This is a genomic window from Martelella mangrovi (genome assembly GCF_040545495.1).
Classification (GTDB): domain Bacteria; phylum Pseudomonadota; class Alphaproteobacteria; order Rhizobiales; family Rhizobiaceae; genus Martelella; species Martelella mangrovi.
The window spans coordinates 465,071-491,972 of sequence record NZ_JBEPLY010000002.1; the positions used below are offsets into that span (position 1 = coordinate 465,071).

Sequence of the window (26,902 nt, forward strand, 5' to 3'; positions counted from 1 at the left end):
TTCATCGCGGGGCGAACCGTTTCGCTCCTGAAAACACGGTTTCAGCGGGGCGGCTGGCCTTTGAACTGGGCGCCGATTACCTCGAACTCGATGTGCGCCAGAGCGCTGACGGCGCGCTTGTCGTCATCCATGACGCGACGGTTGACCGGACGACGAACGGCACCGGCCGGGTGGCCGATATGACCCTGAGCGAGTTGCGCGCGCTTGACGCCGGATCGTGGTTTTCACGCTTCCATTCCGGCGAGAAGCTGCCGACGCTGCGCGAGATGATCGCACTGTGCCAGTCCTATGGCCGGCAGATGTATATCGAGATCAAGGCCGCCGATCCGGTAAACGTCATCGCGCTTGTCGAGGAGATGGGTTTTCTGGCCGACTGCTTCTTCTGGTCGCATGACACGGAAATTCTGCGCAATGTGCGGGCGGTCTCACACAATGCCCGGATAAGATCGACGGCGACCGACTACCCGACGCTCGATATTCTGAAGGCCCATCTCGGTCCGGCGATCGTGGAATTTCACCCCGACGATTTTTGCCAACGGGCGGCGGAATGCCGCGCCCTCGGAATGACGCCGATGTTGCAGTATTTTGGCGAAGACCCCGAGATTTTTCGGCAAATACTGTTGCTGCGGCCGCCGATGCTCAATCTCGACCGCGCCGATCTCTTGCTTGCTGCCTGTGCCGGCGGCAAGCTTGCCGGGGACAGTCACGGTAATGCGATTCGCGATGCAGGATGACGAAGAAAGGCCGGGGCGGCCAGTTACATCAACCGATGTTGCAAGACGGGCGGGAGTTTCCCGTTCTGCGGTTTCGCGAACCTTCACGGCCGGCGCCAGCGTTGCGCCCGAGACCCGCGAACGCGTGATGAAAGCCGCCCGCGACCTCGGCTACCGCGTCAACATGCTGGCGCGCGGGCTCACGCAGAAACGCACCCATCTCGTGGGTCTGGTTGTCTCCGACATCGACAATTCGTTCCGCTCGCGGCTGGTCGACAAGCTTTCCAGAGGTCTGGTCGCGCTCGACTATCACCCTTTCATATTGCCGACGGATCCGGGCCAGAATGTCAGCCACCTCATCGACATGATGCTGCACTACAATGTGTCCGGCGCCATCGTTACCTCGGACACCCCGCCCGTCGAAATCGCCGAGGAGTGTGCCGCCTTCGGCGTGCCCCTCGTGCTGGTCAACAAGCCGCGCATGAGCGGCAACGTGGCAAGCATCATCGTCGATTGCGAAAAGACCGGCCGGCTGGCGGCAGAGGCACTGCACGAAACGGGATGCCGTCGTGTCGCCATAGCCGGACAGCGGCGGCCTTCCCACACGATATCGCTGCGCAAGGAAGCCTTTCGGCGTCACTGCACCAGGCTTGGGATGGAATGCGTCGCAGCGTTTTCAGGCGCCATCCAGAACTATGCCGGCGGCGTCGAGGCCGCGGCGGCCTTCATCGACAGCGGTGAAACCGTCGATGGCGTGTTCTGCGTCAACGACTATCTCGCCCTCGGTTTCCTCGACGAAATACGCCGGGCAACGTCCATTGCAATTCCCGAGGCGCTTTCCGTGGTCGCTTGCGACGACATCGACGAGGCCGCCTGGCTGTCCTACGATCTGACGACGATCCGGCAGGACACCGGGCTGCTTGCCGATGCCGCGCTTTCCGCCCTCATTGCCCGCATCGACACGCCATCCGAACCACCGCTGCACGCCGAAATCGATGTCACGCTCGTGCGTCGCGGCTCCACGGCGTTTATTCGTTCCCACCCCTCCTGAGACAGATCAAGACACCAGAATGCCAGACCAGAACACCAAGACCGCAGCGTGCGCCGAACGCTTCGACGCCGCCTGCAAGATCATCGTCGATGCCGGAAAGCTCGCTCTCGATTATTTCGAACGACGCGGCTCGCTCGCCATCGAGATGAAGACGAGCGGACAGGACCTCGTGAGCGCTGCCGACCGGGATGTCGAAGACTTCCTGCGGCAGGCGATCAGCGCACGGTTTCCGGAAGACGGGCTCTACGGAGAGGAAAACGGGCAGAAACCCGGCACCTCGCACTACCGTTGGCTCATGGACCCGATCGACGGCACGAGCTGCTTCCTGCACGGATTGCAGTCATGGGGCGTGGTCATTGCCCTTTTCCATCAAGACACACCCGTCGCAGGCCTGATCTACGAGCCCTGCACCGGCCAGCTCTATACGGCAAAGCTCGGTGAAGGCGCCCATCGCAATGGCACAAAAATCCACGTCAACGACACGACGCCGTTTTCCGGCGGCTTCATCGCCGTTGGGGCGACCCGGCGTGAACACGGGCCACACATCGGCGGCCTTATCGCGGCCGTCATGGCCAATGGCGGCGTCTATATGCGCAATGGCTCGGCCGCGCTCTCGCTCGCCCATGTCGCCGCCGGGCATTATCTGGCCTATTACGAGCCGGTGCTGAATGCGTGGGATTGCGTCGCCGGATTGCTGATCGTCTCGGAAGCCGGTGGCGATGTCGATGACTTCCCGCTTTCCAGCGACTTCTCGAAAAAAGGCCCCTGCCTGGCCGGGTCGGCTGCCGCCGCTGAAAAGCTTCGCGACATTCTTGGTACGCTGGAGATGGCGGCAGGCGGCTGATAATCCGAGGGCTGATGGTCGGGTTCAGTTGCAACGCTGACAGCCGCGATCATACGACACGGCTTTCGAAGAAAACCGGCCGCCGCAGCGCCGCGGCAGCCGGTTCCATTTGTCTTCCGCTTAGTCGAACAGCGGGATTTCAACGTCAGCCGTTTCGAACAGATAGTCGCGCGATGCGGTGATCTGTTCGCGCAGCGCCGGGATATTCTGCCCGACAAGCGCGCCCTTCCACTTCTTGATCTGGCCCGCGACCAGAACGGTTTCGACGTTGGAGCGCTCCATCAGGGTGACGACGCCGCCGGGCGCGTTGTTGAGCGGCGCGACATTCAGCGCGGTTGCATCCAGAAGGATGACATCGGCTTCCTTGCCGGGCGTCAGCGATCCCGTCTTGTGGTCCAGCTTCAGGGCCTTTGCGCCGTTGACGGTCGCAAATTCGAGCACATCGCGGGCATGCAGCAGTGCCGGCGCGTTTTCCTGCCCGTCTTCCAGAGCGACCTGATTGGCAAGCGCGCGCTGCAATGTCATGGCGCCGCGCATCTGGGTGAAGAAATCGGCCGTCATGGTGCATTCCACATCGACCGACAGCGCCGGCGCCATATTCATGTCAATCGCCTTCTGGATCGGCGGCATGCCGTGGCGCATCTGCATTTCGATTGGAACGGAGAGCGAAATATGCGCGCCGACCTCCTGTGCCCGGTCCCAGGCGGCATCGGACATGCCGGTCATGTGGATGAACAGATGCTTGTCGGTATAATGCGGGATCAACTTGTCCATCGTCTCACGCATGCCCAGCGAACCGACGACATGCAGGCCAACCATGAGGTCGAGGTCCCGGCCGATGTTCCACAACTCCATGGGGTCGACGCCCGGCAGATAGACTTCGCCGCCCATCAGCATGGACAGCAGCTGATCGTCGCTGGCGAAATATTCGTCGCGGATTCGGCGGGCATCCTGCGGATAGCGCAAGTCCGGGCCGTAGCCTTCGAAATAGCCGAAAACGCCACGGCGGCCGACGGCCTGCATGCCCTCGATAACGGCGTTGGAATGTTCCGGCGAGTGGTGGATCTGCGAAACATCCAGCACAGTGGTAACGCCGGCATCAAGCTGGCTCAGCCCGCCGAACAGCTGCGCGATATAGACGTCTTCCGGCCGATAAACCTTCGAGAATTTGCCGAGAATATCGTCAAGATAGGTCGGTTCACCCGGTCGGGTCGGGTCCGCGAACATGATGCCGTTGGGCAGGTAGGAGCGCAGAGCCGTTTCGAACTGGTGATGGTGGGTGTCAATGAAGCCGGGCATGACGACGCGGCCGGCAGCATCGATGACCTCGGCATCTCCCGCATCGATCGAAGGGGCAACTTCGAGGATCCGCGCGCCTTCCAGCAGGACGTCGCCGGTGAAATCGCCGATGGCCGGATCCTGGCTGAGAACATGGCCGCCCTTGATGAGGGTACGGCGACCGGTCTCTCCCACGCCTGTCGGCATTTCCTGGGCCGCAGCCGGCCGCGACAGGAAAGCCGGCAGGAATGCCGCCGTCGCTGCGCTGGCAAACGCGCCGCGCAGAAAATTGCGACGCGAAGTCGACGGGCCATGCAGGTTCATCCCGGCCTTGCAAAGTTCACACATTACGATATCTCCTATAAGGAACTTTTGGTGCGTTGCTTCCTAATGGGAAGCTGAAATCGGCTCAAGGAGGCACTTTTTTGAAGCTAGGGAACATGAGTGTACCCGGGGATTGCGAGAAAATTTCCCCGACAATATCGAAGGTTGGCAATAAATGGACGGTGCTGACCATCCTGATCCTGTCTGAAGGCCCCAAACGCTACAATCAGATGCGCCGGGAGATCGAATCTATCTCGCAACGCATGCTGACGGTGACGCTGCGCGGGCTTGAAAGGGACGGACTGGTCAGCCGCCGCGTGATTACCGACCGTAATCCAGTGGCCGTCGAATACAGCCTGACCGAACTGGGACGAACGCTCATTCCGACGCTGTTTGCGCTCTGTCACTGGTCGGCCAGCAACACCGACCTGATCGAACAGAACCAGCGCCGCTTCGATGGCATCGAGGGTGATGGAGATGGCGACACGAGCAGCAGCCCGCAACTGGAAACCGACGCGTAAGGTCAGTTTTCAAGGTCTATGGATACAGCATGCGGTTGCTGTCGCCGTTGACGCTTTTGCGCGCCGCATTGTTGGCCGGGCTGTGCGTGACAGCCTGCACCGCCGACTGGCGCTGCAGGCTTTTCAAATGCCTCTCCGCCTTTTTGAAACAAGTCCAATCCGGCGGCGAGGCCTTTTCAATTCACGTCACCCCGTGGGCGTCGGGCACCTCAGAACCGGGCGGAAAGACGCAGGTTCAGTGACTGCTCGCGGGTGTCTTCGCCAAACTGCCCTTCATATCCGAAAGACAGCTTCGCATTGTCCGTCAACGAAAACGAAGCTCCTGCCTCCAGAAGTGCGGCACTGCGCGCGATCGGCGCGCCCGCGACCGTGAACGGCGCGCCACCGGCAAAGCTTGCAGTAGTCAGCGGGGTCACGTCGCCAAAGGCATGACGCCAGCCAAGCGCCCCGGAGAGTTCAAGCGGCATTGTGCCGAGTTCGACATTCGTCGAGCCGCGTGCGCCCAGCGTCGAAAACAGCGTCGACATATCCTGCGACTGGCCGGTCAGTGCCGCAGCACTGCCGTTCTCGGTAAAGCCGTCGGTATCGAGCCCCACCCAGGCAAGGCCCGCAAAGGGCTCCATCACGCCTGATCCGACGTCAAAGCCCCAACCCGCCTCACCGAAGACCTGGGCCGTTCCGGCACTGTAGCTCGCCGTCGGCGTGCCGGTGAGCGAACCGACGGCAACCGTGCGGTCGCTTTCGATATCGTTCCAGCTGTAGGAGGCGCCGCCGCGCAGCGACAACAGACCGGCGCCTGCGTCAAACGCGCTGACGCCATAGGCGCCGAGGTGATAGCTGTCTGCCGTTGCACTCGAACCGCGACCGGGCACGTCGACATCCGTGCGGCCATAGCCTGCGAACACGCCGACGCGCGTGGCTTCGAGCGCCGCCACGTCTGCACCGATCAGGAAGCCGCCCGTATTGGCGTCGACCGATGCCACATTGCCATTGCCGTCCGTGCGGTTCCAGAAGCCGAAACCCTCGCCCCAGACCGCCCAACGATCGGCCAATGCGGGCACATTGCCGGCAAGAACCGCGTCTGCGGGCGCATCCGCCGTGGCCGCATAGCCAAGCACGGGAACCTCCGGAGTGGCTCCGCCCGTTTCAGCCGAGCGCATGCGGTTGTTGACCGCGCTGCGCAACACGCCGGCACCTTCCACGAGGCTGGACTGCAGGCTGGCGTGGACCTCGCCGGAAAGGCTGTCGAACGCCGCGCCGAGCACTGCGGCATTGTCCGGCAGAACGGCAGCCGCATCGAACACCGGATTGCCGAGCCCCGCCGCCTCGGTCGCGGTCGCAGTGGCGCGCTGGTTGGCGGTGCTGACCTTGTCGGCGAAACTGATGTCGTTGCGCGAAAGCGTGAGGTCAACCGTGTAATTGTCGCGGTCATAGGCGAGCGATGCGTCCAGGAACGCATAGTCGGATATCACACTGTCGAAGGAACCGGTCAGGCCCGTGCCGCCTTCCAGGATGCGATAGGTCGCCGTCGGGCTGTAGCTGCCGGCAAGGCCGATCTGCTGCACCGTGCCGCCATTGATGACGACCGCTCCTGACGCAATGGTCCTGTCGCTTGCCGTTCCCGCCGGATCGACCTCGACCTCATAGACCGAACCGGCGTTGAAGGTCACGTCGCCCGTGATATTGAGCGTGCCGATGGAATTGCCCGGGCTGAGAATGCCGCCGGCATTCACGGTGGTCGCGCCGACCGTGCCTGTGCCGCCAAGCCGCGCGCCGCCGGCAAGCGTCATCGCCGCCGGCGTCGAGAAGCGGCCGTTGACCAAGAGCTTTGCCGCGTTGGCGATGTCGATGCTGCCAAAGGAAATATCCGCGCCGTTCAGCGTCAGAACACCGGACGTCAGATCGAGCGTGTCGGCCTGCACGCCGCCGGACAGCGTCCACTCACTTCCCGCCATGGTGAGCGCACCGAAACCCTTCAGGTCCTCGTCCTCGCTGCCCGTGCCCTTGAGCGTCAGCGTGTCGCCGCTGTCGGCCATGACTTTGCCAATGAGGTTCGAACCGGTGTCGAGCGTCAGGTCGTAGCTGACGCCGCTGGTCTTCGCGAGGGCATATGAGTCGGTTCCCTCGATCGTGCCCGAATTGGTGATGCTCACATGGCCGGTCGGCGCAAGACTGTCATGCGCCAGATAAAGCCCGTAGCTTCCCCGAATGGTGCCGGCATTGGTAACGTCGCCATTTTTCACGCCGAGAAAATACGCTCCGACAGATGCACCTTCCAGTGTTCCCGTCGCCGTATTGGTCAGGCTCGCCTCGTCGAGATCCCAGAACACGACGCCGTGGCCTGCCGCACCGGTGATCGCGCCGCTGTTTGTCAGGGTGGCCTTGTCGCTCACCATCGCCGAGCCGTTGCCAAGCCATACGCCGTAGTCGGCAGAGATACGCCCCGTCTGTGCATTGGTGACCGTACCTGACTGAAAGAATCTGACGCCGGCGGTCGCGTAGTTGACAGCGTTGGTCGACGTGATCGCGCCAGCATTTTCCAGAGTTCCGAAACCGGAATAGACATCGACCACAGTGCTGTCCGAGGCCATTGTCGCCCCCTGACGATTGTAAATGGTCGCATCGCCCAGAAGATAGAGGGCGCTCCTCTGCTTCAGGCCCTGCATGCTGCCCGAATTGTCGATGGTGCTGGTTGCCGCCGTTCCCATCTGTACGGTGCCCTCGATTGAGGCTCCGGCTTTATTGGTGACCGAAAGATCGCCGCTGGGAAGGAAAATGCTGAATTCGCTCCCTGCTATGCGCCCGGCATTTTCGACGGTAACGCCCCCGACGGAGTAAATTGGCGAACCGCCAACGAGAGATTCGATAACGCCCTTCGTCCCGACAAGGATCGTGTCATCCGCATGGGAAGCGATACCACCGGCTCTCCCGTCCGCGCGAATGGTGCCATCGATCTGGAACGTCCAGGGATTGCCTGCACCCGTACTGACCGCATTCTCCGTGTTACTGGTAACAGAGATGGCACCGTTCTTCTCCACCAGCATGGTTCCCCCGCCAGAATGATAGGTGTCCATATCGAACGGTGTCGTGACAACGCTATCGATCACGACATCATACGTCGCAGGCTGAGCCAGGGCAGAACCGGCCACTCCGGTTACGCCAAGTATTCCGCTCAGCGCCGTGCCCGCAATAAAGCGGCCTCGCGCCAAACACCGCCACATCGGGCGTCCCCCACCCCTCGTCGCTTCGCTCATGTCCTGCCCTGCTCCTAATCTTCCTGTAAAAAAATGCCCTGCCAGAAGGCCGCCACATTTGAAACACTTTGTTGCTAATTAAGCAAGCCGGTATCTTGATACCAATCACATTTGGTTGTGACTTATATTCAGGCCCTCCCGGTTCCGGGCAGCCATGTTTGATCATGGCAAACAAGACGTTTGCCATGGGGCGGCTATTCCGCTTCATAATGGTCTTGATTGTCGCACGCTGCGCGGACCGACCAAACAGTCGGATATGACATTGCTCTCTTACCGGTTCCGCACCAGCAAAGCCGCAGCCCCCTCTATCAGCAGGCTGAGCTTGCGCTGCCACCATTCTTCGGGATCGCCGCTCATGAGCTCTTTCATCAGTGCACCATAGCGCGCGTTTTCCCCGTCGCCGCCGGTGTCCATGGAATTGAGCATACGGTCTGCAGCAGTGCCGTCATTTTCCAGCAACTGCTCCCAGCGGGACGCACTGTCCACGGTCATATCCATGATGCTGTCGACGACAAGGATGGCGTCTTCCCTTGCAAAACCATGTTCCTCCAGCCGATGGCAGATGCGGGCATAGCCGGCCACGACGGCGGGCGGGATTGTCTCCATGGCCTGCAGAGCGGCGGCAAGGCCGGGATTTGCACGGCACAGCGCCCAGACAGCCTCGGCCCTGAATTTCAGATATTCACGCCAGTCCGGAGAATCGCGTTCCCAGTCAAGCCGGACAACCGCCCGGTCTATCGCAGCAAAGATGATATCGCCGCGCCCCCTGACGTGGCGGTAGAGCGAGGAGTGATCAACACCAAGCCGCTCCCCCACCGTTTTCATCTTGACGTCATTGAGGCCGATGATGAGCGCCGCCTCCGCGATATCATCGCGGGAAATCCGTGCGGGCCTGCCAACCGCGCGGCTTTTTCCTTTTGCGGTTGCCCCCTTGGCCATACCTAAGATCCTGTCTGCCCGACCCGCCACTTGGGCCTGCGTCCGATGCGTCCAAAGTTTGGCACAAACACCATGTTTTTCAAGCAGCACTTCGTGATCGCCGGTTTCCGCGATCCGCGCGATGTCCCATCAAAACAATTAAAAACAACAATATTGTTAGTTCTCTCGCAAAGTTTGTCGGTGTCTTTCGTCGCAAACGACAAAGGCCTCGCGGTTGTTCAGCGCGGCCATCGATATGATTGATAAAACGAATTCGGTTGCGGGGCAGAATTTGGACACTGTTTCTCTGGATCGTCCAGGCAAGGAACCTGACTGGGCATCCAGCGATTTCGGCTTCGAAGCAACGACAACCATCTCGGAGATGCGGGTTGGGCGCCTGTCATGCCAGCACCGCAGCCACACAGGCTAGGATCAAACACCTAGGGGCAGCCGTCGTCGGGGCTGGTGAAGCTTTCTGTCTGCCTTTCCGATGGCGGCGGCGTTCAGTATTGCCGGCATGGTAAACCATTGCTCACATTCTCCTCCTTGCTTTTATGGCGCCGGATCGGGCAGTCTGGCCGTTCGCAAAGGGGCGACCACTATCAGGGGGAGATCGACATGCAGGCCGCACCATCCGGCACACAGGCAAGTTATACCGGCGGCATTGTGCTGATGTGCGCCGGGGTTGCCTGCCTGAGCGCGAATGACGCCGTGGCCAAGGCACTGACCGCGCATTATTCTCCGCTTCAGATCCTGTTTCTGCGCAACCTGATCGCCCTACCCTTTACCGTGGCCATTGCTCTGATCATGGGCGGACGGCCGGCGCTGAAGACATACCGGCCTGCGGCACACCTGCTGCGCGGAGCGCTCTGGGTCGTTGCTGCGATGATGTTTTTTACAAGCTTCATCTATCTCGGCCTTGCAGAGGCCACCGCTTTGATCTTCGTGGCGCCCTTCTTCATCACCGTTATTTCAGCGCTGTTTTTGGGTGAGAAAGTCCATATACGGCGCTGGCTGGCCGTTCTTTTCGGTTTCATCGGCGTTCTCGTCGTCATCCGCCCGGGCGGCGCGACCTTTCAGGCCGCATCACTGCTGCCCGTCGCCACGGCACTCGTCTATGCATTGCTGATGCTGAGTGCCCGCTGGGTCGATGCGCGCGAAAGCGTGTGGACGCTGCTGGTCTATCTGACGGGCACCGCAGCGCTGATCAGCGCCTTCATCGTGCCCTTCGTCTGGGTGCCGGTGCGCTTCGAAGACCTCTGGCTTTTTGCGGCCATCGCCCTGTTCGGAACGGCAGGCATGACGATGATGACGCAGGCCTTTCGGCTGGCGCCTGCCGTTATCGTCGCACCGCTGGACTATACCGGCCTCATCTGGGCGACGCTGTTCGGATGGCTGTTCTGGCGGGAAAGTCCGGATGGCATGACCTTCTTCGGCGCCGCAATCATTATCGCCAGCGGCGTGTTCACGATCTTCCGGCAAAAGGGAAAAACCGCATGAACGCGTCGAGATGCAGCGCCACAGCGGTGAAAGAGGGGATGGATCCAGATCGACGGGCACTCGGCAATCCCGCGCCGGTTTCACCGAGGTCGCCCGGATGATTTCGACCAACCCGGTCGTGGTGCGGCGCATGATGGCGGGGCTGCGTGAAAAAGAGATTCTGATCTCCGAAAAGGGCCATGGCGGCGGCTGGCATCTGGCGCGGCCCTTGAGCGCAATATCGCTGCGGGATGTCTACGAGGCGATCGGCAGCCCGCCGCTGTTCAACATCGGCCCCGGCGCGGACCCCGCCGACTGTCTGGTGGAAAAGGCCGTCGACGCGCGGCTTGAGCTTGCGATGCAGGAGGCTGAACGCCGACTGTTGCAACAGTTCTCCGAGATCGCGGTGGAAGACCTGGCGCAGGATTTCGAGCAGCGATTTGCCGCCCTTCAGGCCGACGCGGATGATAATCCGGCAGCCGCCTTTTCGCATATCAAAAGCTGACTTGAAGGCTACGCCGCTTGAAGTGATCGGGCCTTGCTACAGGTCGCCGGTCATAGCGCCCCCCACACAACGCTGCGTTCAAGCGGTGACGTTGAAACGATTTTCAGGAGCCGGAAGAAAAGTGGTTGCCTTTGAAATCGCTTCTTTATAAATGTAACGTTATTACATACCATAATCTCTTCCTGATTATGCGTGAGCATATTCTTCATGGCCGAGGCCAGCCGGTCCCTCAGTGATCGGCCGCATGGCAGGAAGTGGATCAGGACCAACCCCAGGAAAACGGCTGACATCAAAAACGGACAAGGAAAAACCGGCCTAAAAATGTAACGTTATACCATATAAGGAGAAGCAAATATGAAACGATGGATACTGGGTGTATCCGCGCTCGCGGTTTCGATCGGCGCGCCGGCGGCCTTCGCCGAAGATCATGAGGACAGCGTCACTCTTTATCGCGTTTTCGTCGGCGACCACGCGGATGCGAAGGTCACGGCGTTCGACCTTGATACGCCGGACAACCACTGGTCCTTCGAAACGACGGGCCAGAACAAACTCTTTGCCGTCAACGATGGCGCGGCCATCGTCGCCGTCCAGTCGGACAGCGATGCGGTTCACTTCATCGACAGCGGCATTTCGCTGCATTCCCATGGCGGCCATTCCGATATCGATATCGACGACCCGGTTGCCATCGAGGGCGCGCTTGCCGGCCCGCGCCCGTTCCGCATCATCGATCATGACGGCAAGGTGGCCATCAATTTCGACAAGGGCGGCTATGCCGCAATCGTCGATGCGCACGCGCTTTCCCATGGCACGCTTGAAACCAGCCAGTTGAAGCAGGACCGCGCCCATCACGGTTTCGCAGCCCCCGTCGGCGATTTCTGGGTCACGAGCGTTGCAACCGACACGCCGGTCGATGGCACGCGCATCGGCCTGCGCGCCGTTGAGGCCGATGGCACGCCGACCGGCGATGTTGCGACCTGCACCGGCATTCACGGCGAAGCCTTTTCCGGCGCCTACCTTGCGGCCGGTTGCCAGGAAGGCGTGCTGACCGTGACGCCCGGCGAGGACGGCCCCGTCTTCGAAATGCTGACCTATCCGGATGACCTGCCGGAGGGCCAGACCACGGGAACCCTGCTCGGCGTCAAAAGCATGCAGGCGTTTCTCGGCAATTACGGTTCCGATGGCCTTGTTGTCATCGACCCGGCCGGTGAACCGCATTTCAGCTATATCGAACTGCCCTTCCGCCGCGTCGACTTCGCGCTTGATCCGGCCGATGCCCGCTTCGGCTATGTGCTGACCGAAGACGGCAGCCTGCACCAGGTCGACATTCTGGGCGGCAGCCTGACGACCAGCGCCAAAGTCACCGAGCCCTATTCGATGGACGGCCACTGGAACGACCCGCGACCGCGCATCGCCATGGCCGGTGACGAGATCGTCATGAGCGATCCGAAGGCCGGCGTCGTCCGCCGTATCGCCAAGGACGGCCTCAGGCAGGTCGGCGTCATCGACGTCGGCGGCATGCCCTACAACATCGCCGTTGCCGGCGGCAGCGGCATGGTTCACGAAGGCGAGCATGACCACGCGCACGACCACGGCGACGCGCAAATCGCCAAGGGCTATTTCGAAGACAGCCAGGTTGCCGGGCGCGCGCTTTCCGACTGGGCCGGCGACTGGCAGTCGGTCTATCCCTATCTTCAGGACAGAACGCTCGATCCAGTGATGGCGCACAAGGCCGAAACCGGCAGCATGACCGCTGCGGAATACAAATCCTATTACGAAACCGGCTACAAGACCGATGTCGAGCGGATCACCATTAACGGCGATACCGTCACCTTCTACGAAAACGGCCAGCCCGTTGCCGCCGAATATGCAAGCGATGGCTACGAAATCCTGACCTACCCCAAGGGCAACAGGGGCGTCCGGTTCATCTTCGAAAAGAGCGAAGGCGACGAAGCCGCGCCGGAATTCATCCAGTTCTCCGACCACATCATCGCACCGGCCAAGGCCTATCACTTCCACCTCTACTGGGGTGATGACCGCACGGCGCTGCTGGAAGAACTCGAAAACTGGCCGACATACTACCCGTCATCGCTCAACGCCGACGAAGTCGTCGACGAGATGCTGGCGCACTGAACCCGACGCGGCATGCAGAAAACGAGCGCCCGGCTTTTGAAAGCCGGGCGTCATCGAGACGTCCCGCAAGAGCAAGGGTTGAACGCCGCCCTCAATTCGCTTGCGTCAAATTGACAACTTGCAATAACGTGCGATTTCCATGCTTGTCTTGCCGAAATGGCGCGGGTTCGCGCTTTGGCGAAACAACGGAATGCAGGGGAGGTTCGAGGCTTGAGGGGATTGAAGGCGGCAATGCGGGAGCTGGCGGCGGCACTGGCGGTGATCGCCGTCCTTGCGCTGGCCTTTGTCTACCAGCCCTTTATGCCGGCTTTGACACACCATGATGCCGGTTCGCTCCTGGCATCATCGCAGAGCGTTCTCTGCGGTGGCGGCCCTGCCGATGACGCGACTGCAAGTCACGGTCCCTGCCATGCCTGCCGTCAGAACGCCGCCATTCTACCGCCGCCGCCGGATGAGGCCGTGCCGGCCTATACCTGCCTTGTGGCGCATGATCTTGCGTTTGAGGACGAGACGCCGTCCCGCGTCTTCTACACGCAGCATTACAATCCGCGCGCACCGCCGTTTGCTGTCTGATTCCGCAATGAGGACCGTTCAGGTCCGTGAAATCACGACAATTGCAAACGGAGTATTTTCCATGACCATGTTCATGAGCCGTCTCGCCTGGGCCGGCGCGATCAGCCTTGCCAGCCTTTCCGCCGCCAATGCCCATGTGACGCTTGAAACCGCCGAAGCGGCAGCCGGCAGCAGCTACAAGGCCGTTATCCGCGTGCCCCATGGCTGCAACGGCGCGGCAACCACCGAAATCCAGGTCAAGGTGCCGGAGGGTTTTTATAGCGCAAAACCAATGCCGCATGCCGGCTGGCAGCTCGAAACCGTCACCGGCACCTATGCCGATACCTATATGCACCACGGCGCGCCGGTCAGCGAAGGCGTGACCGCGGTGATCTGGAAAGGCGGCGAACTGCCGGACGCCCATTATGATGAATTCGTGATCCGCGGTTCGCTTTCCTCCGACATTGCCCCCGGAACGGAACTCTACTTCCCCGTCGAGCAACTCTGCGCCGATGGCAGCGCCAGTCACTGGACCGGCATGGGCGAAACCGGTGAAGGCGAGCCCGCGCCGAAACTGACCGTCACCGCCGCCGGGACAGCACACGGCGATCATCAGGACGCTCCCGAAGCCATGACGCCGGGGCCCGTCACGCTTGGCGATCTGGAAATCGACGGCGCCTTTGCCCGCGCCACCCTGGCCGGCGCGCCGGTTGGCGGCGGATTTCTGTCGATCACCAATAATGGCGATGCCGACGACCGCCTTGTTGGCGCATCCTCCGACGTTGCCGGCGAGCTGCAGCTTCACAACATGCGCATGGATGGCGACGTGATGAAGATGCATCAGATGCCCGACGGTATTCCCGTTCCCGCGCATGAAACCGTGACGCTGAAGCCCGGCGGCATGCACATCATGTTCATGGATCTTAACGGCCCGCTCGTCGAGGATACGGTCATTAATGTCGAACTGACCTTCGAGGAGGCCGGCACGGTCGTGGTGCCGTTTCCGGTGGGAAGCATCGCCGCAAAAGAAGCCGGCCACGACATGCCCGGAATGGACCATGGCGACATGAACGCGCACTGAGCCTTCGCGCCTGTTTCTGCTGCATCAGAATGACTGCATAGCGCTCCAGGCTATCCCAAATACCACCTCGCACCGGCGTCCTCTCCGGTGCGAGGTGGCGGTTTACAGAAGCCGCTTTGCGCCATGACAGACGGTAGTAAACGCAGGGCCCATACGTTTTCGGCAAAAATGTAAAGGTCGCTTGACACGCCGCCGATCCCTCCCCTATTTGTAAAGGAGACTTTACTTTACAGGGTAACCACCATGCGCCAACTGTTTTACATGATCGCCGGGCTGGCCGCTTATGCGGCGCTGCTGATCTGCTCCCAGTACCTCCTCGGCAATGGCTTGGAAGGCAACACGTTGCGCCTGTCGATCGCGCTCCTTCCAATGCTTCCCGCCCTGTTCATCTGCGTTGTCGTGGTCCGCTGCATTCGTCAGCTGGATGAACTGCAGCGCAGGGTGCAGCTGGAAGCGCTTGCGGTCGCCTCTGCCGGAACCGCCCTGATTACCTTCAGCTATGGATTCCTCGAAGGCATCGGCTTCCCCAGGCTCTCGATGTTCATGGTGTGGCCGCTCATGGCGGCAATCTGGTTCCTCGGCGTCATCGTCGGAAAGTTTCGTTTCAGATGAACAACCGGATCCAGGAATTGCGCCGGCAAAGGCAGTGGTCGCAGGCCGATCTTGCCACGCGCCTGAAGGTCTCGCGGCAAACGGTCAACGCACTTGAACGCGGACGCTATGACCCGAGCCTTCCGCTGGCCTTTACGATTGCACGGCTCTTCGAGCTGCCGATCGAACAGGTCTTCCTGCCGGATTCCGGCCAGCCGTAAACCGTCGGAAGCAGGCTCGGGGCAAACGCATTCCGAAAGGAACAAGCCTTAGTCGCCACTACCCACCGAGCAGATTTGCATTTGCCTGTCACGCGGTCCGTTGCTGGCGCATCCGAAAACCGGCCGCAAGGATGAGGATCGCGCCAAGCAGGGCCGCCGCGCAGGTGAAGACCAGCACGCCCACCGGCCCGTAAGCCGAAACGGCGATGCCGCCCAGCCCCGCCCCGAGTGCGATGGCGACCTGGAAGCTGGTCGCCTGAAGCGCGCCGACGGCTTCGGCATGATCGGATGCCGCCTCGGCATTCCAGGTCGCGATTGCCACCGAAAACACGCCGAAGGCAAAGCCCCAGATCGCGGTTGCGGCGCTGGCGGCAACAGGCGTCGGGTCCACAAACATGAGGGAGCCCGCGGCAAGCATGAGCCCGACAGCCGAGCCGCTGGCCGTCAGAGCAGCGCTGCGCGATGCCCAGATGCCGCCGATCATGCTGCCGATAACGCCGCCGGCACCGAACAGGAGCAGCGCAAACGAGATCGCGTTGATCTCGAGCGCCGCGACCTGTTCGAAGAAGGGGCGAATATAGGTGAAGCCGGCATAGTGGCCGGACAGGACGAGGAAAACCGTCGCCAGCCCCGCCAGCACCGCGCCGCGGGTCAGCGTGATCCGGAACGATGCCAGCCCGGGCGCTGCTGCGGGCGGCAGCTTCGGCAGCGTCGCGAGGAGGCCCGCAACCGCGATCACACCGAGCACGGCGGCAACGATGAACGTGCCGCGCCAGTTCCAGACCTCTCCGAGATAAGCGCCCACAGGCGGTGCAACAACGCTTGCGGCGGAAACGCCCGTGAGAATGATCGACATGGCGCGCGCGACCTTTTGCGGCGGCACCAGCCGCAGCGCCAGCGCGGTGACCATGGCCCAGGTGCCGCCAAGCGCAACACCCAGCAAAAAGCGCGCGACAAGCAGCGCCCAGAGGCTGCTCGCGACAGCCGAAAGCAGGCCCGAAACGGCAAGAATGACGGCAAGGCCGAGAACCAGCGGACGCCGGTCGAAACGGCCGACGCCGAGAACGAAGAGCGGGCTTGAAATGGCGGCGGTGATCGCCGTCAGCGTCACGGCCTGCCCGGCGGCCCCGACCGCAACATCAAGATCGGCGGCGACAGGCGAAAGCAGGCTGATGGGCAGAAGCTCCGCCGACACGAGTGCGAACATCGCAAAGGACACGGCAAACACCGCCGGCCAGTTTGCCTCGAACTTTTCGGAAGCGTCGGTTGCATCCATGGGGGATATCCTTCTCTGAAGACGCAGCCTGGCGCCGATCATTAATATTCCAAATCGATTCTTGGAATATTATTCAGAGATACGCATCGCAGCGCATGTGTCAAGCAACGGCTCCGATTTCGACCTGCTCACCCCTCATGCCCGGCACGCGTTTTTCCCGGAAACGCCGACATGGCACGGCCCTTCCGGAGTGCCGCGCACACCGGATAGTCAGCGAATCCAGCTGAAGCGGTCGCGGACGGTCACCGGCAAGATCGTCAACCGGCGCGCGCGCCCTTGAGCATGGCGCGATAGCGGCCGAGACTGCCCTCGAGGTGGTCCTTCATTGCCTCTTCTGCAGCTTCGGGATCGCCGTCGATGATCGCATCGACGATACGTTCGTGCTCTTCCACCATTTTCGGGTTCGGCACATAGGTCCGCGGCGTGCCGTCATGGGCTTCAAGTTCGACACGCGGGACGATGCCGGGGCGGATCAGCGACAGGAATTCAGGAAAGCGCTTGTTCTGCGAGGCCTGCGCGATCGCGTAGTGAAAGGCGAAGTCCGCCGCTCTGGTCGATTCCCCCGTGGTAAAACAGTTGGCGATGTCGTCATTTGCCTTCACGATTGCATCGATCTGCGCCGCGGAACGGCGACCGGCGGCAAGCGCGGCAGCGCGGATTTCAAACGCGCTGCGCAGCTCGAACAATTCTATCACGCCGGAAAGCCGCTCGGTATCGAGATCGGAAAACGGATGCCGCCTCCGGGCGCTGACCGGGTCCAGGGCATAAACCCCGGAGCCCTTGCGCGCTTCGGCCAGCCCCTCGGAGCGCAGCAGGCTGATGGCCTCGCGGACCACCGTGCGGCTGACACCGTGCAGGCGGGTCAGTTCCGACTCGCTCGGCAGCCGGTCTCCGGGCTTGAAACGGCCGCTCTCGATATCACTGCGCAGACCTTCCGCGATCAGGCTGACGCGTGTGCGCGGGGCTTCCGGCGCGTTTCTCGTCTCGATGATATCCGTCATTCTCTCCGCTCCGGCCCCTCTCTGCGCTGTGCCTGTGTAATAACCTATCTATTACACCGCCTTCCCCCAAAACGAAAATGACCGCCACGGACCGTTCCTTCAAGTGGCTTTCGGCTGAATAACATCGGTTTTGCGGTTGACGTGTCGAAAATATATGTCATACAAAGCTGTAATACAAATTAATAATGCGCAGCACCGCCACCAGCCAGGGACCGTGAGCGCTGCATTCAGGGAGGAAGAACGACCTTGCTTATTTCGGATGTCTCGGCCTGCACGTTCAGGCACAAGACGCGGCGGCACAGCGACAGCGCCGGACACGGCCATCCCGGTCCGGAGCACGACGTCCAGCAGGCCATGCTCACCATCACCACGGAAGACGGCGACAAGGGATACACCTTCTGCCCGCCCGAAGTGGTGCGCCCGCACGTCCTCGACAAATTCGTTCGCAAAGTCCTGATTGGTCAGGACTATCGCGACCGCGAACGCCTCTGGCAGGAACTGGCACACTGGCAGCGCGGCTCGGCGGCACAGCTGACGGACCGGACGCTGGCAGCCGTCGACTGCGCGCTGTGGGATCTCGCCGGCCGGGCATCGGGCCAACCTGTCTACAAGTTGATCGGCGGCTATCGCGACAAGGTTCTGGCCTATGGTTCGATCATGTGCGGCGATGAGCTGGAAGGCGGCCTCTCCACGCCAGAGGATTACGGCCGTTTTGCCGAAAAACTGGTGGCGCGCGGCTACAAGGGCATCAAGCTGCACACATGGATGCCGCCCGTCAGCTGGGCGCCCGATGTGAAGATGGACCTGAAGGCGTGTGCTGCCGTCAGGGAGGCCGTCGGGCCGGATATCGCGCTGATGATCGATGCCTTTCACTGGTATTCGCGGGTCGAGGCGCTGGAACTCGGGCGCGGGCTGGAAAAGCTCGGCTTCGCGTGGATCGAGGAACCGATGGATGAACAGTCGATGTCATCCTATCGCTGGCTTGCGGAAAATCTCGACATACCCGTCGTCGGCCCGGAAAGCGCTGCCGGCAAGCACTGGCACCGCGCCGAATGGATCACGTCCGGGGCCTGCGACATACTACGCACGGGCGTCAACGATGTCGGCGGCATCACGCCGGCGCTCAAGACCATGCATCTGGCCGAAAGTTTCGGCATGACCTGCGAAGTGCACGGTAATACCGCGATGAACCTGCATGTGGTTGCCGCAACCAAGGCCTGCAAATGGTATGAGCGCGGCCTGCTGCATCCCTTCCTCGAATATGATGATGGCTTCGATTACCTCAATTCGCTTTCCGACCCGATGGATGCGGACGGCTACGTTCATGTGCCGGATCGCCCGGGCCTGGGCGAGGATATCAATTTCGAACTGATCGAAAACAACCGCGTGTCGTAGACGGCACGCCTTTGCCCCGGCCTGAATGACAGGCCGGACACCAGCAACGATGTCAAAGAACCTTTGGGAGGAGACATGAGACATCTTCTGACAGGCACTGCACTGGCAGTGCTTCTTGCAACATCCGCTCCGGCATTTGCCGAAACGCCGGACAATCAGCTGATCGCGGCCTTCAACATGACCAATGTGTTGACCATGGACCCGGCGGCGATCACCGGCGGCGAGGCCGTGCAGATCCTCAACAATTTTTATGATGCGCTGGTCGAGCTCGACCCCAAGACCAAGGCGCTGGAACCGCGTCTCGCAGAAAGCTGGGACATTGCCGACGACAACATGTCGGTCACCTTCCATCTGAAGCCGGACGTTGTCTTCGCCTCGGGCAATCCGCTGACGGCCCATGACGTCAAATTCAGCTTTGACCGCAATCTCAAGCTCAATCTGGCGCAATCTTCGGGCCTGAAGAGCCGCGGGTTCACCGCAGAAAACGTGGACGAGGAGTTTGTCGTTGAAGACGATATGACGTTTACGCTCAATCTGCCGCAAAAGGACGACCCGAAGCTGATCCTCATGTATCTGGCGCAGGCCGGGGTCGGCTCGATCCTGGACTCCAAGCTGGTGCAGGAAAACGAAAAAGACGGTGACATGGGCCGTGCCTGGCTGACCAACAATTCGGCAGGCTCGGGCGCCTTCACGCTCGGCCAGTGGCGGGCCAATGAGTATGTGATCCTGACCCGCAACGACGAATTCTGGGGCGACGCACCGCAAATGGCGCGTGTGCTGATGCGTCATCTGCCTGAATCGCAGACCCAGCGTCTGGGCCTCGAACAGGGCGATTTCGATGTCGGGTTTTCCCTGTCGGCCTCCGACCTCAAGGCGCTTTCGGAAGAAGAGAGCCTGACCGTCGAGACCGAACCCAGCGCCGGTTTCTATTATCTGGCCGTATCGATGAAGGACGAGCATTTCGGCAATCAGAAAGTGCGTGAAGCGCTTCGTTACCTGATCGACTACAAGGGCATCAATGGCGCGATCATGCCGTATTTCGGTGTCGAACGGCAACGCCCGGTCAACACCTCGGCGTTCGGCGCCCTGGACGATCCGGGCTATGAACTGAACATCGAAAAGGCCAAGGAGCTGCTGGCAGAGGCCGGTTATCCGGACGGTTTCGACACCTCGATCCGGGTGATCTCGGCCCAGCAGTTTCTCGACAGCGCAACGGCCATTCAGGGCACGCTCGCACAGGCCGGCATCAACGCCGAAATCATTACCGGTGACGGCGGCCAGATCTACGGCGCAATGCGGGAACGGGAGTTTGCCCTCCTGGTCGGACGCGGTGGCGGCGGCCAGCAGCCCCACCCCGACTCCAATCTGCGCGCTCTGATCTACAACCCTGACAACAGCCAGGAAGCCGGGCTGACGAACTATCAGGGCTGGCGCACCAGCTATCAGGACGATGAGCTGAATGCGATGATCGAGGCCGCGCTGGTTGAACGCGACCAGGAAAAGCAGGTCGCCATGTATGAGGATATCCAGCGCCTGATCGACGAAAAGGTAACGTCCATCCAGCCGTTCTCCGAACGCGTGGTCACGGCGGCTTACCAGAATGACGTCGATGGCCTCATCATCGATCCCTGGGTGTCCAGGTTTGAGGATGTGGTGAAAAACCGCTGAGCCTCGAAACGCTTTCAGAAAGCAGGCGCGGACATTTGATTTCCGCGCCTGCAGATGCCGGTTCAGGCAATGACGGGCATGGAATCTGTTATTGGCACGGGTATTCTGTATAACAGATTAGCCAACATGTGACACAGAACCGCCCAAACGGGCGTTCTTTCAAAACTCTGGGAGGAGTTGACATGCAAAATGAGTCAGGTCGCGCCGGCGGCCTGGTGGAACGGGTCGGGTCTATCCTTGTCACGCTCTTCGGTTTGCTGGTTCTGACTTTCGTGATCGGCCGCGTCATGCCGGTCGACCCGGTTCGCGCCATTGTCGGCGAGGATGCGACAAAGGAAGTCTATGAAAACGTCTACCATCAGCTTGGTCTGGACAGGCCGATGTGGCAGCAGTTCTTCTTCTATATCCGCGATGTGTTCACCGGCGATTTCGGGACCTCCATTCGCACCGGTCAGCCCGTTATCCAGGATATCCTGCACGTTCTTCCCGCCACGATAGAACTGGCGACCTTCGCCATCCTCGTCGGCGCCGGGCTCGGCATTCCGCTGGGTGTTCTGGCGGCTGTCCAGAAGGATCGCTGGCCCGATCACGCAATCCGCGTTTTCAGCCTGCTCGGGCATTCCATGCCAATCTTCTGGACCGGCATGATCGGCCTGCTGATCTTCTACGCCAATCTCGGCTGGGTCGGCGGCTCCGGCAGGATGAGCCAGTTCTATATCGGCATGGTGCCGGAACGCACGAACTTCCTCCTCATCGACAGCGCGCTTGCCGGCGACTGGGAGGTTTTCAGAAGCGCGATCCACCACATCATCCTCCCGGCCTCGCTGCTCGGCTATTCTTCCGCCGCCTACATCACCCGCATGACCCGTTCCTTCATGCTCGACCAGATCAATCAGGAATATGTGACCACGGCGCGGGTGAAGGGATTGAGCCAGCGACAGACGATCTGGCTGCACGTCTTCATCAATATCCGTGTTCAGCTCGTCACCATCGTGGCACTGGCCTATGGCGCGCTGCTCGAGGGCGCCGTTCTGATCGAAACCGTTTTCGCCTGGCCGGGTTTTGGCCAGTACCTCACATCAAACCTGCGTATCGGAGACATGAACGCGGTGATGACATGCGTTCTCCTCGTCGGGCTGATCTTCATCTGCCTCAACATCCTGTCCGATGTTCTCTATCGCGTATTTGACCCAAGGACACGCTGACCATGTCCGATATCACCAAGCCACTTGCCGCAAAGAAAAGCGCCGTGCCGCTGCAATCGCTGGGAACGCTGAAGAACATTCTCGTGTTCCTGGTGAAGTCTCCGACCTCCGCATTCGGCCTTCTCGTGCTGGCCATACTGCTCTTGTGCGCATTGTTTGCGCCGCTTCTGGCAACCAGCGATCCTTATGTCCAGAACCTGCAGGCAACGCTTCAGCCGCCGAGCGCCGAACATTTTTTCGGCACGGATGAGCTGGGACGCGACATCTACAGCCGTCTTCTCTATGGCTCGCGGATCACGCTCAGGATCATCTTTCTGGTGTCCATCGTCGTCGGGCCGATCGGCCTGTTCATCGGCACCGTTGCCGGATATTTCGGCGGGCGGATCGACAATGCCCTGATGCGGCTGACGGATATCTTCCTGTCCTTTCCGTCCCTGATCCTTTCGCTGGCCTTTGTCGCCGCCCTGGGCCCGAGCCTCAACAACGCCATCATCGCGATTTCGCTGACGGCCTGGCCGCCGATTGCCCGTCTTGCACGCGCGGAAACGCTGACCTTCCGCCGCGCCGACTATATCTCGGCGGCGCGGTTGCAGGGCGCATCCTCGGCGCGCATCATCTGGCGCTCGATCGTGCCCATGTGCCTGCCGTCCGTCGTCATCCGCCTGACGCTGAACATGGCCACCGTCATTCTGACAGCCGCCGGTCTCGGCTTCCTCGGTCTTGGCGCACAGCCGCCATTGCCGGAATGGGGCGCGATGATCGCCACCGGACGCCGCTATATGATCGACAGCTGGTGGCTGGTGACATTCCCGGGCATCGCCATTCTCTGCGTCAGCCTCGCCTTCAACCTTCTAGGCGACGGGTTGCGTGACGCGCTCGATCCCAAACAGATGAACAGGAGGTAAGGACATGTCCGAACACCCCATTCTTGATGTCCGGGATCTGTCGATCCACTATCGCGGCACGCCGGCACCTGCCGTGCGCAATGTCAGCTTCACCCTCGGGCGCGAGCGGCTCGGCATTGTCGGCGAAAGCGGATCGGGAAAATCAACCGTCGGCAGGGCCCTGCTGAAACTGCTGCCAACCGCCGATATCACGGCGCAGTCCATGCGCTTTGCGGATATCGACCTGATGAAGGCCAGCGAGCGGGATATGCTCAAGATCCGCGGCGCACGCATGTCGATGATCCTTCAGGATCCGAAGTTCTCGCTGAACCCGATCCAGCGCTGCGGCGCGCAGGTTGCCGAAGCCTACCAGACACATCTCAAATGCTCCCGCGCAGAGGCCAGAAAGCGCGCCATAGACATGCTGGAAGCCGTGCAGATCCGCGACCCGGAACGGGTTTACGATCTCTATCCGCACGAGGTATCCGGCGGCATGGGCCAGCGCATCATGATCGCCATGATGCTGCTCACCAATCCCGATCTGGTGATCGCCGACGAACCCACCTCCGCGCTCGATGTCACGGTGAGACTGCAGGTGCTGAAAATCCTCGACGATCTCGTGCGCGAAAAAGGCATCGGCCTGATCATGATCTCGCACGACCTCAACCTCGTCCGCAATTTCTGCGACCGGGTGCTGATCATGTATGCGGGCCGGGTTGTTGAAGCGCGCGCGGCCAGCGAGCTCGACCATGCCGAACATCCCTATACGCGCGGCCTCCTTGCCGCCCAGCCGCATATCGGCGGCCCGCGCACGCCATTGCCTGTTCTTCAGCGCCAGCAATCCTGGGAAAATCCCGAAGGAGCGATATGATGAAATCGGTCAGTGTGGAAAAGCTGTCCATCAGCTTCGGCGCCATAAAAGTGCTCAACGACGTCGACTTCTCGGTCGAGAAAGGCGAATGCTTCGGTCTGGTGGGCGAAAGCGGATCGGGAAAATCCACGGTTTTGCGCTGCGCCTCGCTGCTCTTCGACAACTGGAAGGGCGAGATCAAATTCGGCGACCGGTCCGTCAACGAGATGACGCTGGAAGAACGCTGCCGCACCATGCAGATGGTGTTTCAGGACCCCTATGGCTCGCTACACCCGCGCCATTCCATCCGCACCGTTCTCAGCGAACCTCTGAAAATCCACGGCATCGCCGACCGCGAGGAACGCATGGAGCGCGCGCTTGTCGAAGTCGGCCTGCCGGCAGGCTTTCTGGATCGTTACCCGCATCAGCTTTCCGGCGGACAGCGCCAGCGTGTCGCTATTGCCCGGGCGCTGATCCTGGAACCGGACGTCCTGCTGCTGGATGAACCCACATCCGCGCTCGATGTTTCGGTACAGGCGGAAATCATCAACCTGCTGGTGCGTCTGCGCGAGGAAAAAGGCTTCACCTATCTGATGGTCAGTCACGACCTCGCCGTCATCGACCATATGTGTGACCGCTTTGCCGTGATGCAGGCCGGCCGCATCACGGAGGTTCTGCCGCGCGAAGCCATATTGGGCAATCAGGCGACAGACCCCTATGCCCGCGAACTGATCGGCGCAAGCCTGGCCTATGAGCATGCGATGTAGAACAGAGGACAGACCGGGCGGCGCGACAATGCCGCCGCCGCCACACATCATCACAGCGGCAGCGGCGACACCTTGCTGCCTGCCGACACATTGGAAGGAAAAGGACCAGCCATGTCGGACGTCACACCCTATCGGGGCATTCCGAACCAGTTCCGCCAAAACATACTGAAGCGTAAGGTACAGATCGGCTGTTGGTCGGCGCTTGCAAGCCCGATTACAGCGGAGGTCCTGGGGTGCGCCGGTTTTGACTGGCTGCTTCTCGACAGCGAGCACGCGCCAAATGATGTGCTGAGCCTGATACCGCAGCTCATGGCGCTGAAAGACAGTGCCTCGGCGCCTGTCGTGCGCCCGCAATGGAACGACACAGTCATTATCAAACGACTGCTCGACAGTGGTTTTTATAATTTCCTCATCCCGTTCGTGCAGTCGGCGGCGGAAGCAAAAGCGGCGGTCGCCGCCACCCGCTATCCGCCTGAGGGCGTGCGCGGCGTTTCGGTGTCGCAACGCTCGAACCATTACGGGACGGTTCCCGACTACATGAAGCTGGTCAACGAGAACATCACGGTTCTCGTGCAGATCGAAAGCCCTCAGGCCGTTGAAGCGGCAGACGAAATCGCCGCAGTCCATGGCGTTGACGGGTTGTTCGTCGGCCCCTCCGATCTCGCCGCGGGCTTTGGCCATCTCGGCAATCCTTCGCAGCCCGATGTCCAGAAAGCCATCCGCCATGTGTTCTCGGTCGCCGAAAGCCACGGCAAGACTGCTGGCATTCTGGCGCCTGTAGAGGCTGATGCGCGCCGCTATCTGGAGATGGGCGCCAATCTTGTCGCCGTTGGTTCCGACCTCGGCGTCTTCCGCAACGCCACCCAGGCGCTCTGCGACAAATTCATATCTGCGCAGGCGTAAGGCCTGCCGACATCCACACGACACTTAAAAGGGAGATAAGCGATGACGAAAATCGGTTTTGTCGGTCTCGGAATCATGGGAGCCCAGATGGCCGGACGGCTTGCAGACGCAGGGCATGAACTTTTCGCCTATGATCGCAAACAGCTTGCAGACAGCCTCGCCGCAAAAGGCATCACCGCCTGCGCCTCGTCAAAAGAAGTCGCGGAGAAATGCGAAGTCTTCATTTCCATCGTTCCCGACACGCCCGATGTCGGCGCGGTGCTCTTCGGCGAAAACGGCGCGGCAGAAGGCCTGAGCGCCGGCAAGATCGTCATCGACATGAGCTCGATTTCGCCCGTCGAAACCAAGGAATATGCTGCAAAGATCGAGGCGCTTGGCTGCGAATATGTTGACGCACCGGTTTCCGGCGGCGAGGTCGGCGCGCGCGACGGCACGCTGTCCATCATGGTCGGTGCCAAGGATGCGGTCTTCGAAAAGGTCAAACCGCTTTTCGAGATCATGGGCAAGAACGTCACGCTGGTGGGCGCGGTCGGCGCCGGACAGACCGCCAAGGTGGCCAATCAGATGATTGTTGCCATGAATATCGAGGCGGTTGGCGAAGCACTGCTGTTTGCCGCACGCGCAGGTGTTGACCCGGAACGCGTCCGTCAGGCGATTTCCGGCGGCTTCGCTTCATCGAAAATTCTGGAACTGCACGGCGAACGGATGATCAAGCGGACATTCGATCCCGGCTTCCGCATCAACCTGCACCAGAAAGACCTTAACCTTGCGCTCACCGCGGGCCGCCAGATGGGGCTTTCGCTGCCGAACACGGCCACCTGCCAGGAACTGTTCAACGCCTGCGCAGCACACGGCGGCAGCGCCTGGGATCATTCCGGCATGGTCAAGGCACTCGAGCTTCTGGCCGATTTCGAAATCGGTCAGGCCTAAGCAAAAACATCCAGACGGGGCCGGCCTCCGGCCTCGTCACTGAGGACTGAGCTGGTGGCCGAGACCTTTTCAGTTTTCAGAGCCAAAGCATTCTTTGGCGGCAACGGTTCAATCACCAACCATTGCTCAACCAGAGCCCGTTTTTCATAATCAAAGCCTCCGTTCGCGAACTTGAAGCAACAATACCGTAATACTGTAATGGGCTGATTAGGTTTCGATCCCAATGATGCCGTGATTGAGAAGTTTGCTGAAATGTTCGGAAATATTGTCAGCCGGGAACGGATGGGTGGGCATGCGTGTCGTGAACGGCCGGCAGGCTGATCTCGGCGACGAGACCATGCGGCGTGCGGTCCAGAAGTTTCAGCGTGCCGCCATGCCCCTTGCGGATCAGTTCGTCGACAATGGAAAGGCCGAGGCCGAAATTCACGCGTGAGAACTGGCTCTCAAACCGGGTCTTTAAGTCCTGTGAGAACGGCGGTGCAAAAGTCGGCCACGGAAGCGGCGGAATAGACCGTCCGCGGGCGGAGTAAAATCCGTCCACCTATCTTCCTTCTGCAATGA

The 26,902-nt window shown here is 60.9% G+C and carries 24 protein-coding genes and 1 pseudogene; 19 read left to right on the forward strand and 6 right to left on the reverse strand.

Annotated elements, in window-relative coordinates; translation table 11 throughout:
* Positions 1-14: 14 nt before the first annotated feature.
* From ABID12_RS20855 to ABID12_RS04460, 3 genes and pseudogenes are all read left to right on the forward strand, one after another.
* Positions 15-734, forward strand: a pseudogene (locus ABID12_RS20855) (glycerophosphodiester phosphodiesterase family protein); the annotation flags it as partial.
* A complete protein-coding gene (locus ABID12_RS04455; protein WP_354433300.1) occupies positions 724-1,764 on the forward strand; it encodes a LacI family DNA-binding transcriptional regulator in 1,041 nt (346 codons plus the stop codon). The pseudogene ABID12_RS20855 and the gene ABID12_RS04455, both read left to right, overlap by 11 nt.
* A gap of 19 nt (positions 1,765-1,783) precedes the next feature.
* Entirely contained in the window at positions 1,784-2,608 is an 825-nt protein-coding gene (locus ABID12_RS04460) for an inositol monophosphatase family protein (RefSeq protein WP_354433263.1), read from the forward strand.
* 120 nt (positions 2,609-2,728) lie between these two features.
* Here the strand turns inward: ABID12_RS04460 and ABID12_RS04465 are convergent, their stop codons facing one another.
* Positions 2,729-4,234, reverse strand: a complete 1,506-nt coding sequence (locus ABID12_RS04465) for an amidohydrolase family protein (protein ID WP_354433264.1) — start codon at positions 4,232-4,234, stop codon at positions 2,729-2,731.
* Between the two features lie 92 nt (positions 4,235-4,326).
* Here ABID12_RS04465 and ABID12_RS04470 point away from each other — a divergent pair, with 92 nt between their 5' ends.
* Positions 4,327-4,731: a winged helix-turn-helix transcriptional regulator gene (locus tag ABID12_RS04470; RefSeq protein WP_354433265.1), complete on the forward strand. Its 405-nt coding sequence runs from the start codon at positions 4,327-4,329 to the stop codon at positions 4,729-4,731.
* A gap of 209 nt (positions 4,732-4,940) precedes the next feature.
* Here ABID12_RS04470 and ABID12_RS04475 read toward each other — a convergent pair whose 3' ends face one another.
* Both ABID12_RS04475 and ABID12_RS04480 read right to left on the reverse strand, forming a co-directional pair.
* A complete protein-coding gene (locus tag ABID12_RS04475; protein ID WP_354433266.1) occupies positions 4,941-7,838 on the reverse strand; it encodes an autotransporter family protein in 2,898 nt (965 codons plus the stop codon).
* A gap of 417 nt (positions 7,839-8,255) precedes the next feature.
* Positions 8,256-8,924, reverse strand: a complete 669-nt coding sequence (locus ABID12_RS04480) for a TetR/AcrR family transcriptional regulator (protein WP_354433267.1) — start codon at positions 8,922-8,924, stop codon at positions 8,256-8,258.
* 597 nt (positions 8,925-9,521) lie between these two features.
* Between ABID12_RS04480 and ABID12_RS04485 the strand changes: the two genes are divergently transcribed.
* From ABID12_RS04485 to ABID12_RS04515, 7 genes are all read left to right on the forward strand, one after another.
* Positions 9,522-10,403: a DMT family transporter gene (locus ABID12_RS04485; protein ID WP_354433268.1), complete on the forward strand. Its 882-nt coding sequence runs from the start codon at positions 9,522-9,524 to the stop codon at positions 10,401-10,403.
* Positions 10,404-10,413: 10 nt separating this feature from the next.
* A complete protein-coding gene (locus ABID12_RS04490) occupies positions 10,414-10,887 on the forward strand; it encodes an RrF2 family transcriptional regulator (RefSeq protein ID WP_354433269.1) in 474 nt (157 codons plus the stop codon).
* Positions 10,888-12,354: 1,467 nt separating this feature from the next.
* On the forward strand, positions 12,355-13,017 hold the full coding sequence (locus tag ABID12_RS04495; protein ID WP_435528167.1) for a ZinT family metal-binding protein: 663 nt from the start codon (positions 12,355-12,357) through the stop codon (positions 13,015-13,017).
* A gap of 210 nt (positions 13,018-13,227) precedes the next feature.
* Positions 13,228-13,590 (forward strand): hypothetical protein, encoded by a 363-nt coding sequence (locus tag ABID12_RS04500; RefSeq protein WP_354433270.1) that lies wholly within the window; start codon positions 13,228-13,230, stop codon positions 13,588-13,590.
* A gap of 61 nt (positions 13,591-13,651) precedes the next feature.
* A complete protein-coding gene (locus ABID12_RS04505; RefSeq protein WP_354433271.1) occupies positions 13,652-14,650 on the forward strand; it encodes a DUF1775 domain-containing protein in 999 nt (332 codons plus the stop codon).
* A 243-nt stretch (positions 14,651-14,893) separates the two neighbouring features.
* Positions 14,894-15,262, forward strand: a complete 369-nt coding sequence (locus ABID12_RS04510; RefSeq protein WP_354433272.1) for a hypothetical protein — start codon at positions 14,894-14,896, stop codon at positions 15,260-15,262.
* Positions 15,259-15,462: a helix-turn-helix transcriptional regulator gene (locus tag ABID12_RS04515; protein WP_354433273.1), complete on the forward strand. Its 204-nt coding sequence runs from the start codon at positions 15,259-15,261 to the stop codon at positions 15,460-15,462. Before ABID12_RS04510 ends, ABID12_RS04515 begins: the two co-directional genes overlap by 4 nt.
* An 88-nt stretch (positions 15,463-15,550) precedes the next feature.
* Here ABID12_RS04515 and ABID12_RS04520 read toward each other — a convergent pair whose 3' ends face one another.
* Positions 15,551-16,738, reverse strand: a complete 1,188-nt coding sequence (locus ABID12_RS04520; RefSeq protein ID WP_354433274.1) for an MFS transporter — start codon at positions 16,736-16,738, stop codon at positions 15,551-15,553.
* Positions 16,739-16,995: 257 nt separating this feature from the next.
* The gene (locus tag ABID12_RS04525) at positions 16,996-17,739 is read right to left on the reverse strand and encodes a FadR/GntR family transcriptional regulator (protein WP_354433275.1); all 744 of its coding nucleotides are present in this window, start codon (positions 17,737-17,739) and stop codon (positions 16,996-16,998) included.
* A gap of 246 nt (positions 17,740-17,985) precedes the next feature.
* Between ABID12_RS04525 and ABID12_RS04530 the strand changes: the two genes are divergently transcribed.
* The 8 genes from ABID12_RS04530 (at position 17,986) to ABID12_RS04565 (ending at position 26,341) form a co-directional block, all read left to right on the forward strand.
* Positions 17,986-19,134 (forward strand): mandelate racemase family protein, encoded by a 1,149-nt coding sequence (locus tag ABID12_RS04530; RefSeq protein ID WP_354433276.1) that lies wholly within the window; start codon positions 17,986-17,988, stop codon positions 19,132-19,134.
* 75 nt (positions 19,135-19,209) lie between these two features.
* Positions 19,210-20,802, forward strand: coding sequence for an ABC transporter substrate-binding protein (locus tag ABID12_RS04535; RefSeq protein WP_354433277.1), 1,593 nt, complete (start codon positions 19,210-19,212; stop codon positions 20,800-20,802).
* A gap of 182 nt (positions 20,803-20,984) precedes the next feature.
* A complete protein-coding gene (locus ABID12_RS04540; protein ID WP_354433278.1) occupies positions 20,985-22,007 on the forward strand; it encodes an ABC transporter permease in 1,023 nt (340 codons plus the stop codon).
* 2 nt (positions 22,008-22,009) lie between these two features.
* Positions 22,010-22,912 (forward strand): ABC transporter permease, encoded by a 903-nt coding sequence (locus tag ABID12_RS04545; protein WP_354433279.1) that lies wholly within the window; start codon positions 22,010-22,012, stop codon positions 22,910-22,912.
* Positions 22,913-22,916: 4 nt separating this feature from the next.
* Positions 22,917-23,762 (forward strand): ABC transporter ATP-binding protein, encoded by an 846-nt coding sequence (locus tag ABID12_RS04550; RefSeq protein ID WP_354433280.1) that lies wholly within the window; start codon positions 22,917-22,919, stop codon positions 23,760-23,762.
* Positions 23,759-24,508 (forward strand): ABC transporter ATP-binding protein, encoded by a 750-nt coding sequence (locus ABID12_RS04555; protein ID WP_394706050.1) that lies wholly within the window; start codon positions 23,759-23,761, stop codon positions 24,506-24,508. Before ABID12_RS04550 ends, ABID12_RS04555 begins: the two co-directional genes overlap by 4 nt.
* Before the next feature lie 111 nt (positions 24,509-24,619).
* On the forward strand, positions 24,620-25,411 hold the full coding sequence (gene garL / locus ABID12_RS04560) for a 2-dehydro-3-deoxyglucarate aldolase (protein ID WP_354433281.1): 792 nt from the start codon (positions 24,620-24,622) through the stop codon (positions 25,409-25,411).
* Positions 25,412-25,453: 42 nt separating this feature from the next.
* Entirely contained in the window at positions 25,454-26,341 is an 888-nt protein-coding gene (locus tag ABID12_RS04565; protein ID WP_354433282.1) for a 2-hydroxy-3-oxopropionate reductase, read from the forward strand.
* Positions 26,342-26,609: 268 nt separating this feature from the next.
* Here ABID12_RS04565 and ABID12_RS04570 read toward each other — a convergent pair whose 3' ends face one another.
* The gene (locus tag ABID12_RS04570) at positions 26,610-26,882 is read right to left on the reverse strand and encodes a hypothetical protein (RefSeq protein ID WP_354433283.1); all 273 of its coding nucleotides are present in this window, start codon (positions 26,880-26,882) and stop codon (positions 26,610-26,612) included.
* Positions 26,883-26,902: the final 20 nt, after the last annotated feature.

What these genes read in the sequence shown, in the direction of transcription:
- ABID12_RS04455 (WP_354433300.1), top strand. Translation starts at nt 724, where the DNA reads ATGCAGGATGACGAAGAAAGGCCGGGGCGGCCAGTTACATCAACCGAT.
- ABID12_RS04460 (WP_354433263.1), top strand. Translation starts at nt 1,784, where the DNA reads ATGCCAGACCAGAACACCAAGACCGCAGCGTGCGCCGAACGCTTCGAC.
- ABID12_RS04465 (WP_354433264.1), bottom strand. Translation starts at nt 4,234, where the DNA reads ATGTGTGAACTTTGCAAGGCCGGGATGAACCTGCATGGCCCGTCGACT.
- ABID12_RS04470 (WP_354433265.1), top strand. Translation starts at nt 4,327, where the DNA reads ATGAGTGTACCCGGGGATTGCGAGAAAATTTCCCCGACAATATCGAAG.
- ABID12_RS04480 (WP_354433267.1), bottom strand. Translation starts at nt 8,924, where the DNA reads ATGGCCAAGGGGGCAACCGCAAAAGGAAAAAGCCGCGCGGTTGGCAGG.
- ABID12_RS04485 (WP_354433268.1), top strand. Translation starts at nt 9,522, where the DNA reads ATGCAGGCCGCACCATCCGGCACACAGGCAAGTTATACCGGCGGCATT.
- ABID12_RS04490 (WP_354433269.1), top strand. Translation starts at nt 10,414, where the DNA reads ATGCAGCGCCACAGCGGTGAAAGAGGGGATGGATCCAGATCGACGGGC.
- ABID12_RS04505 (WP_354433271.1), top strand. Translation starts at nt 13,652, where the DNA reads ATGACCATGTTCATGAGCCGTCTCGCCTGGGCCGGCGCGATCAGCCTT.
- ABID12_RS04510 (WP_354433272.1), top strand. Translation starts at nt 14,894, where the DNA reads ATGCGCCAACTGTTTTACATGATCGCCGGGCTGGCCGCTTATGCGGCG.
- ABID12_RS04515 (WP_354433273.1), top strand. Translation starts at nt 15,259, where the DNA reads ATGAACAACCGGATCCAGGAATTGCGCCGGCAAAGGCAGTGGTCGCAG.
- ABID12_RS04520 (WP_354433274.1), bottom strand. Translation starts at nt 16,738, where the DNA reads ATGGATGCAACCGACGCTTCCGAAAAGTTCGAGGCAAACTGGCCGGCG.
- ABID12_RS04525 (WP_354433275.1), bottom strand. Translation starts at nt 17,739, where the DNA reads ATGACGGATATCATCGAGACGAGAAACGCGCCGGAAGCCCCGCGCACA.
- ABID12_RS04535 (WP_354433277.1), top strand. Translation starts at nt 19,210, where the DNA reads ATGAGACATCTTCTGACAGGCACTGCACTGGCAGTGCTTCTTGCAACA.
- ABID12_RS04540 (WP_354433278.1), top strand. Translation starts at nt 20,985, where the DNA reads ATGCAAAATGAGTCAGGTCGCGCCGGCGGCCTGGTGGAACGGGTCGGG.
- ABID12_RS04545 (WP_354433279.1), top strand. Translation starts at nt 22,010, where the DNA reads ATGTCCGATATCACCAAGCCACTTGCCGCAAAGAAAAGCGCCGTGCCG.
- ABID12_RS04550 (WP_354433280.1), top strand. Translation starts at nt 22,917, where the DNA reads ATGTCCGAACACCCCATTCTTGATGTCCGGGATCTGTCGATCCACTAT.
- ABID12_RS04555 (WP_394706050.1), top strand. Translation starts at nt 23,759, where the DNA reads ATGATGAAATCGGTCAGTGTGGAAAAGCTGTCCATCAGCTTCGGCGCC.
- garL (WP_354433281.1), top strand. Translation starts at nt 24,620, where the DNA reads ATGTCGGACGTCACACCCTATCGGGGCATTCCGAACCAGTTCCGCCAA.
- ABID12_RS04565 (WP_354433282.1), top strand. Translation starts at nt 25,454, where the DNA reads ATGACGAAAATCGGTTTTGTCGGTCTCGGAATCATGGGAGCCCAGATG.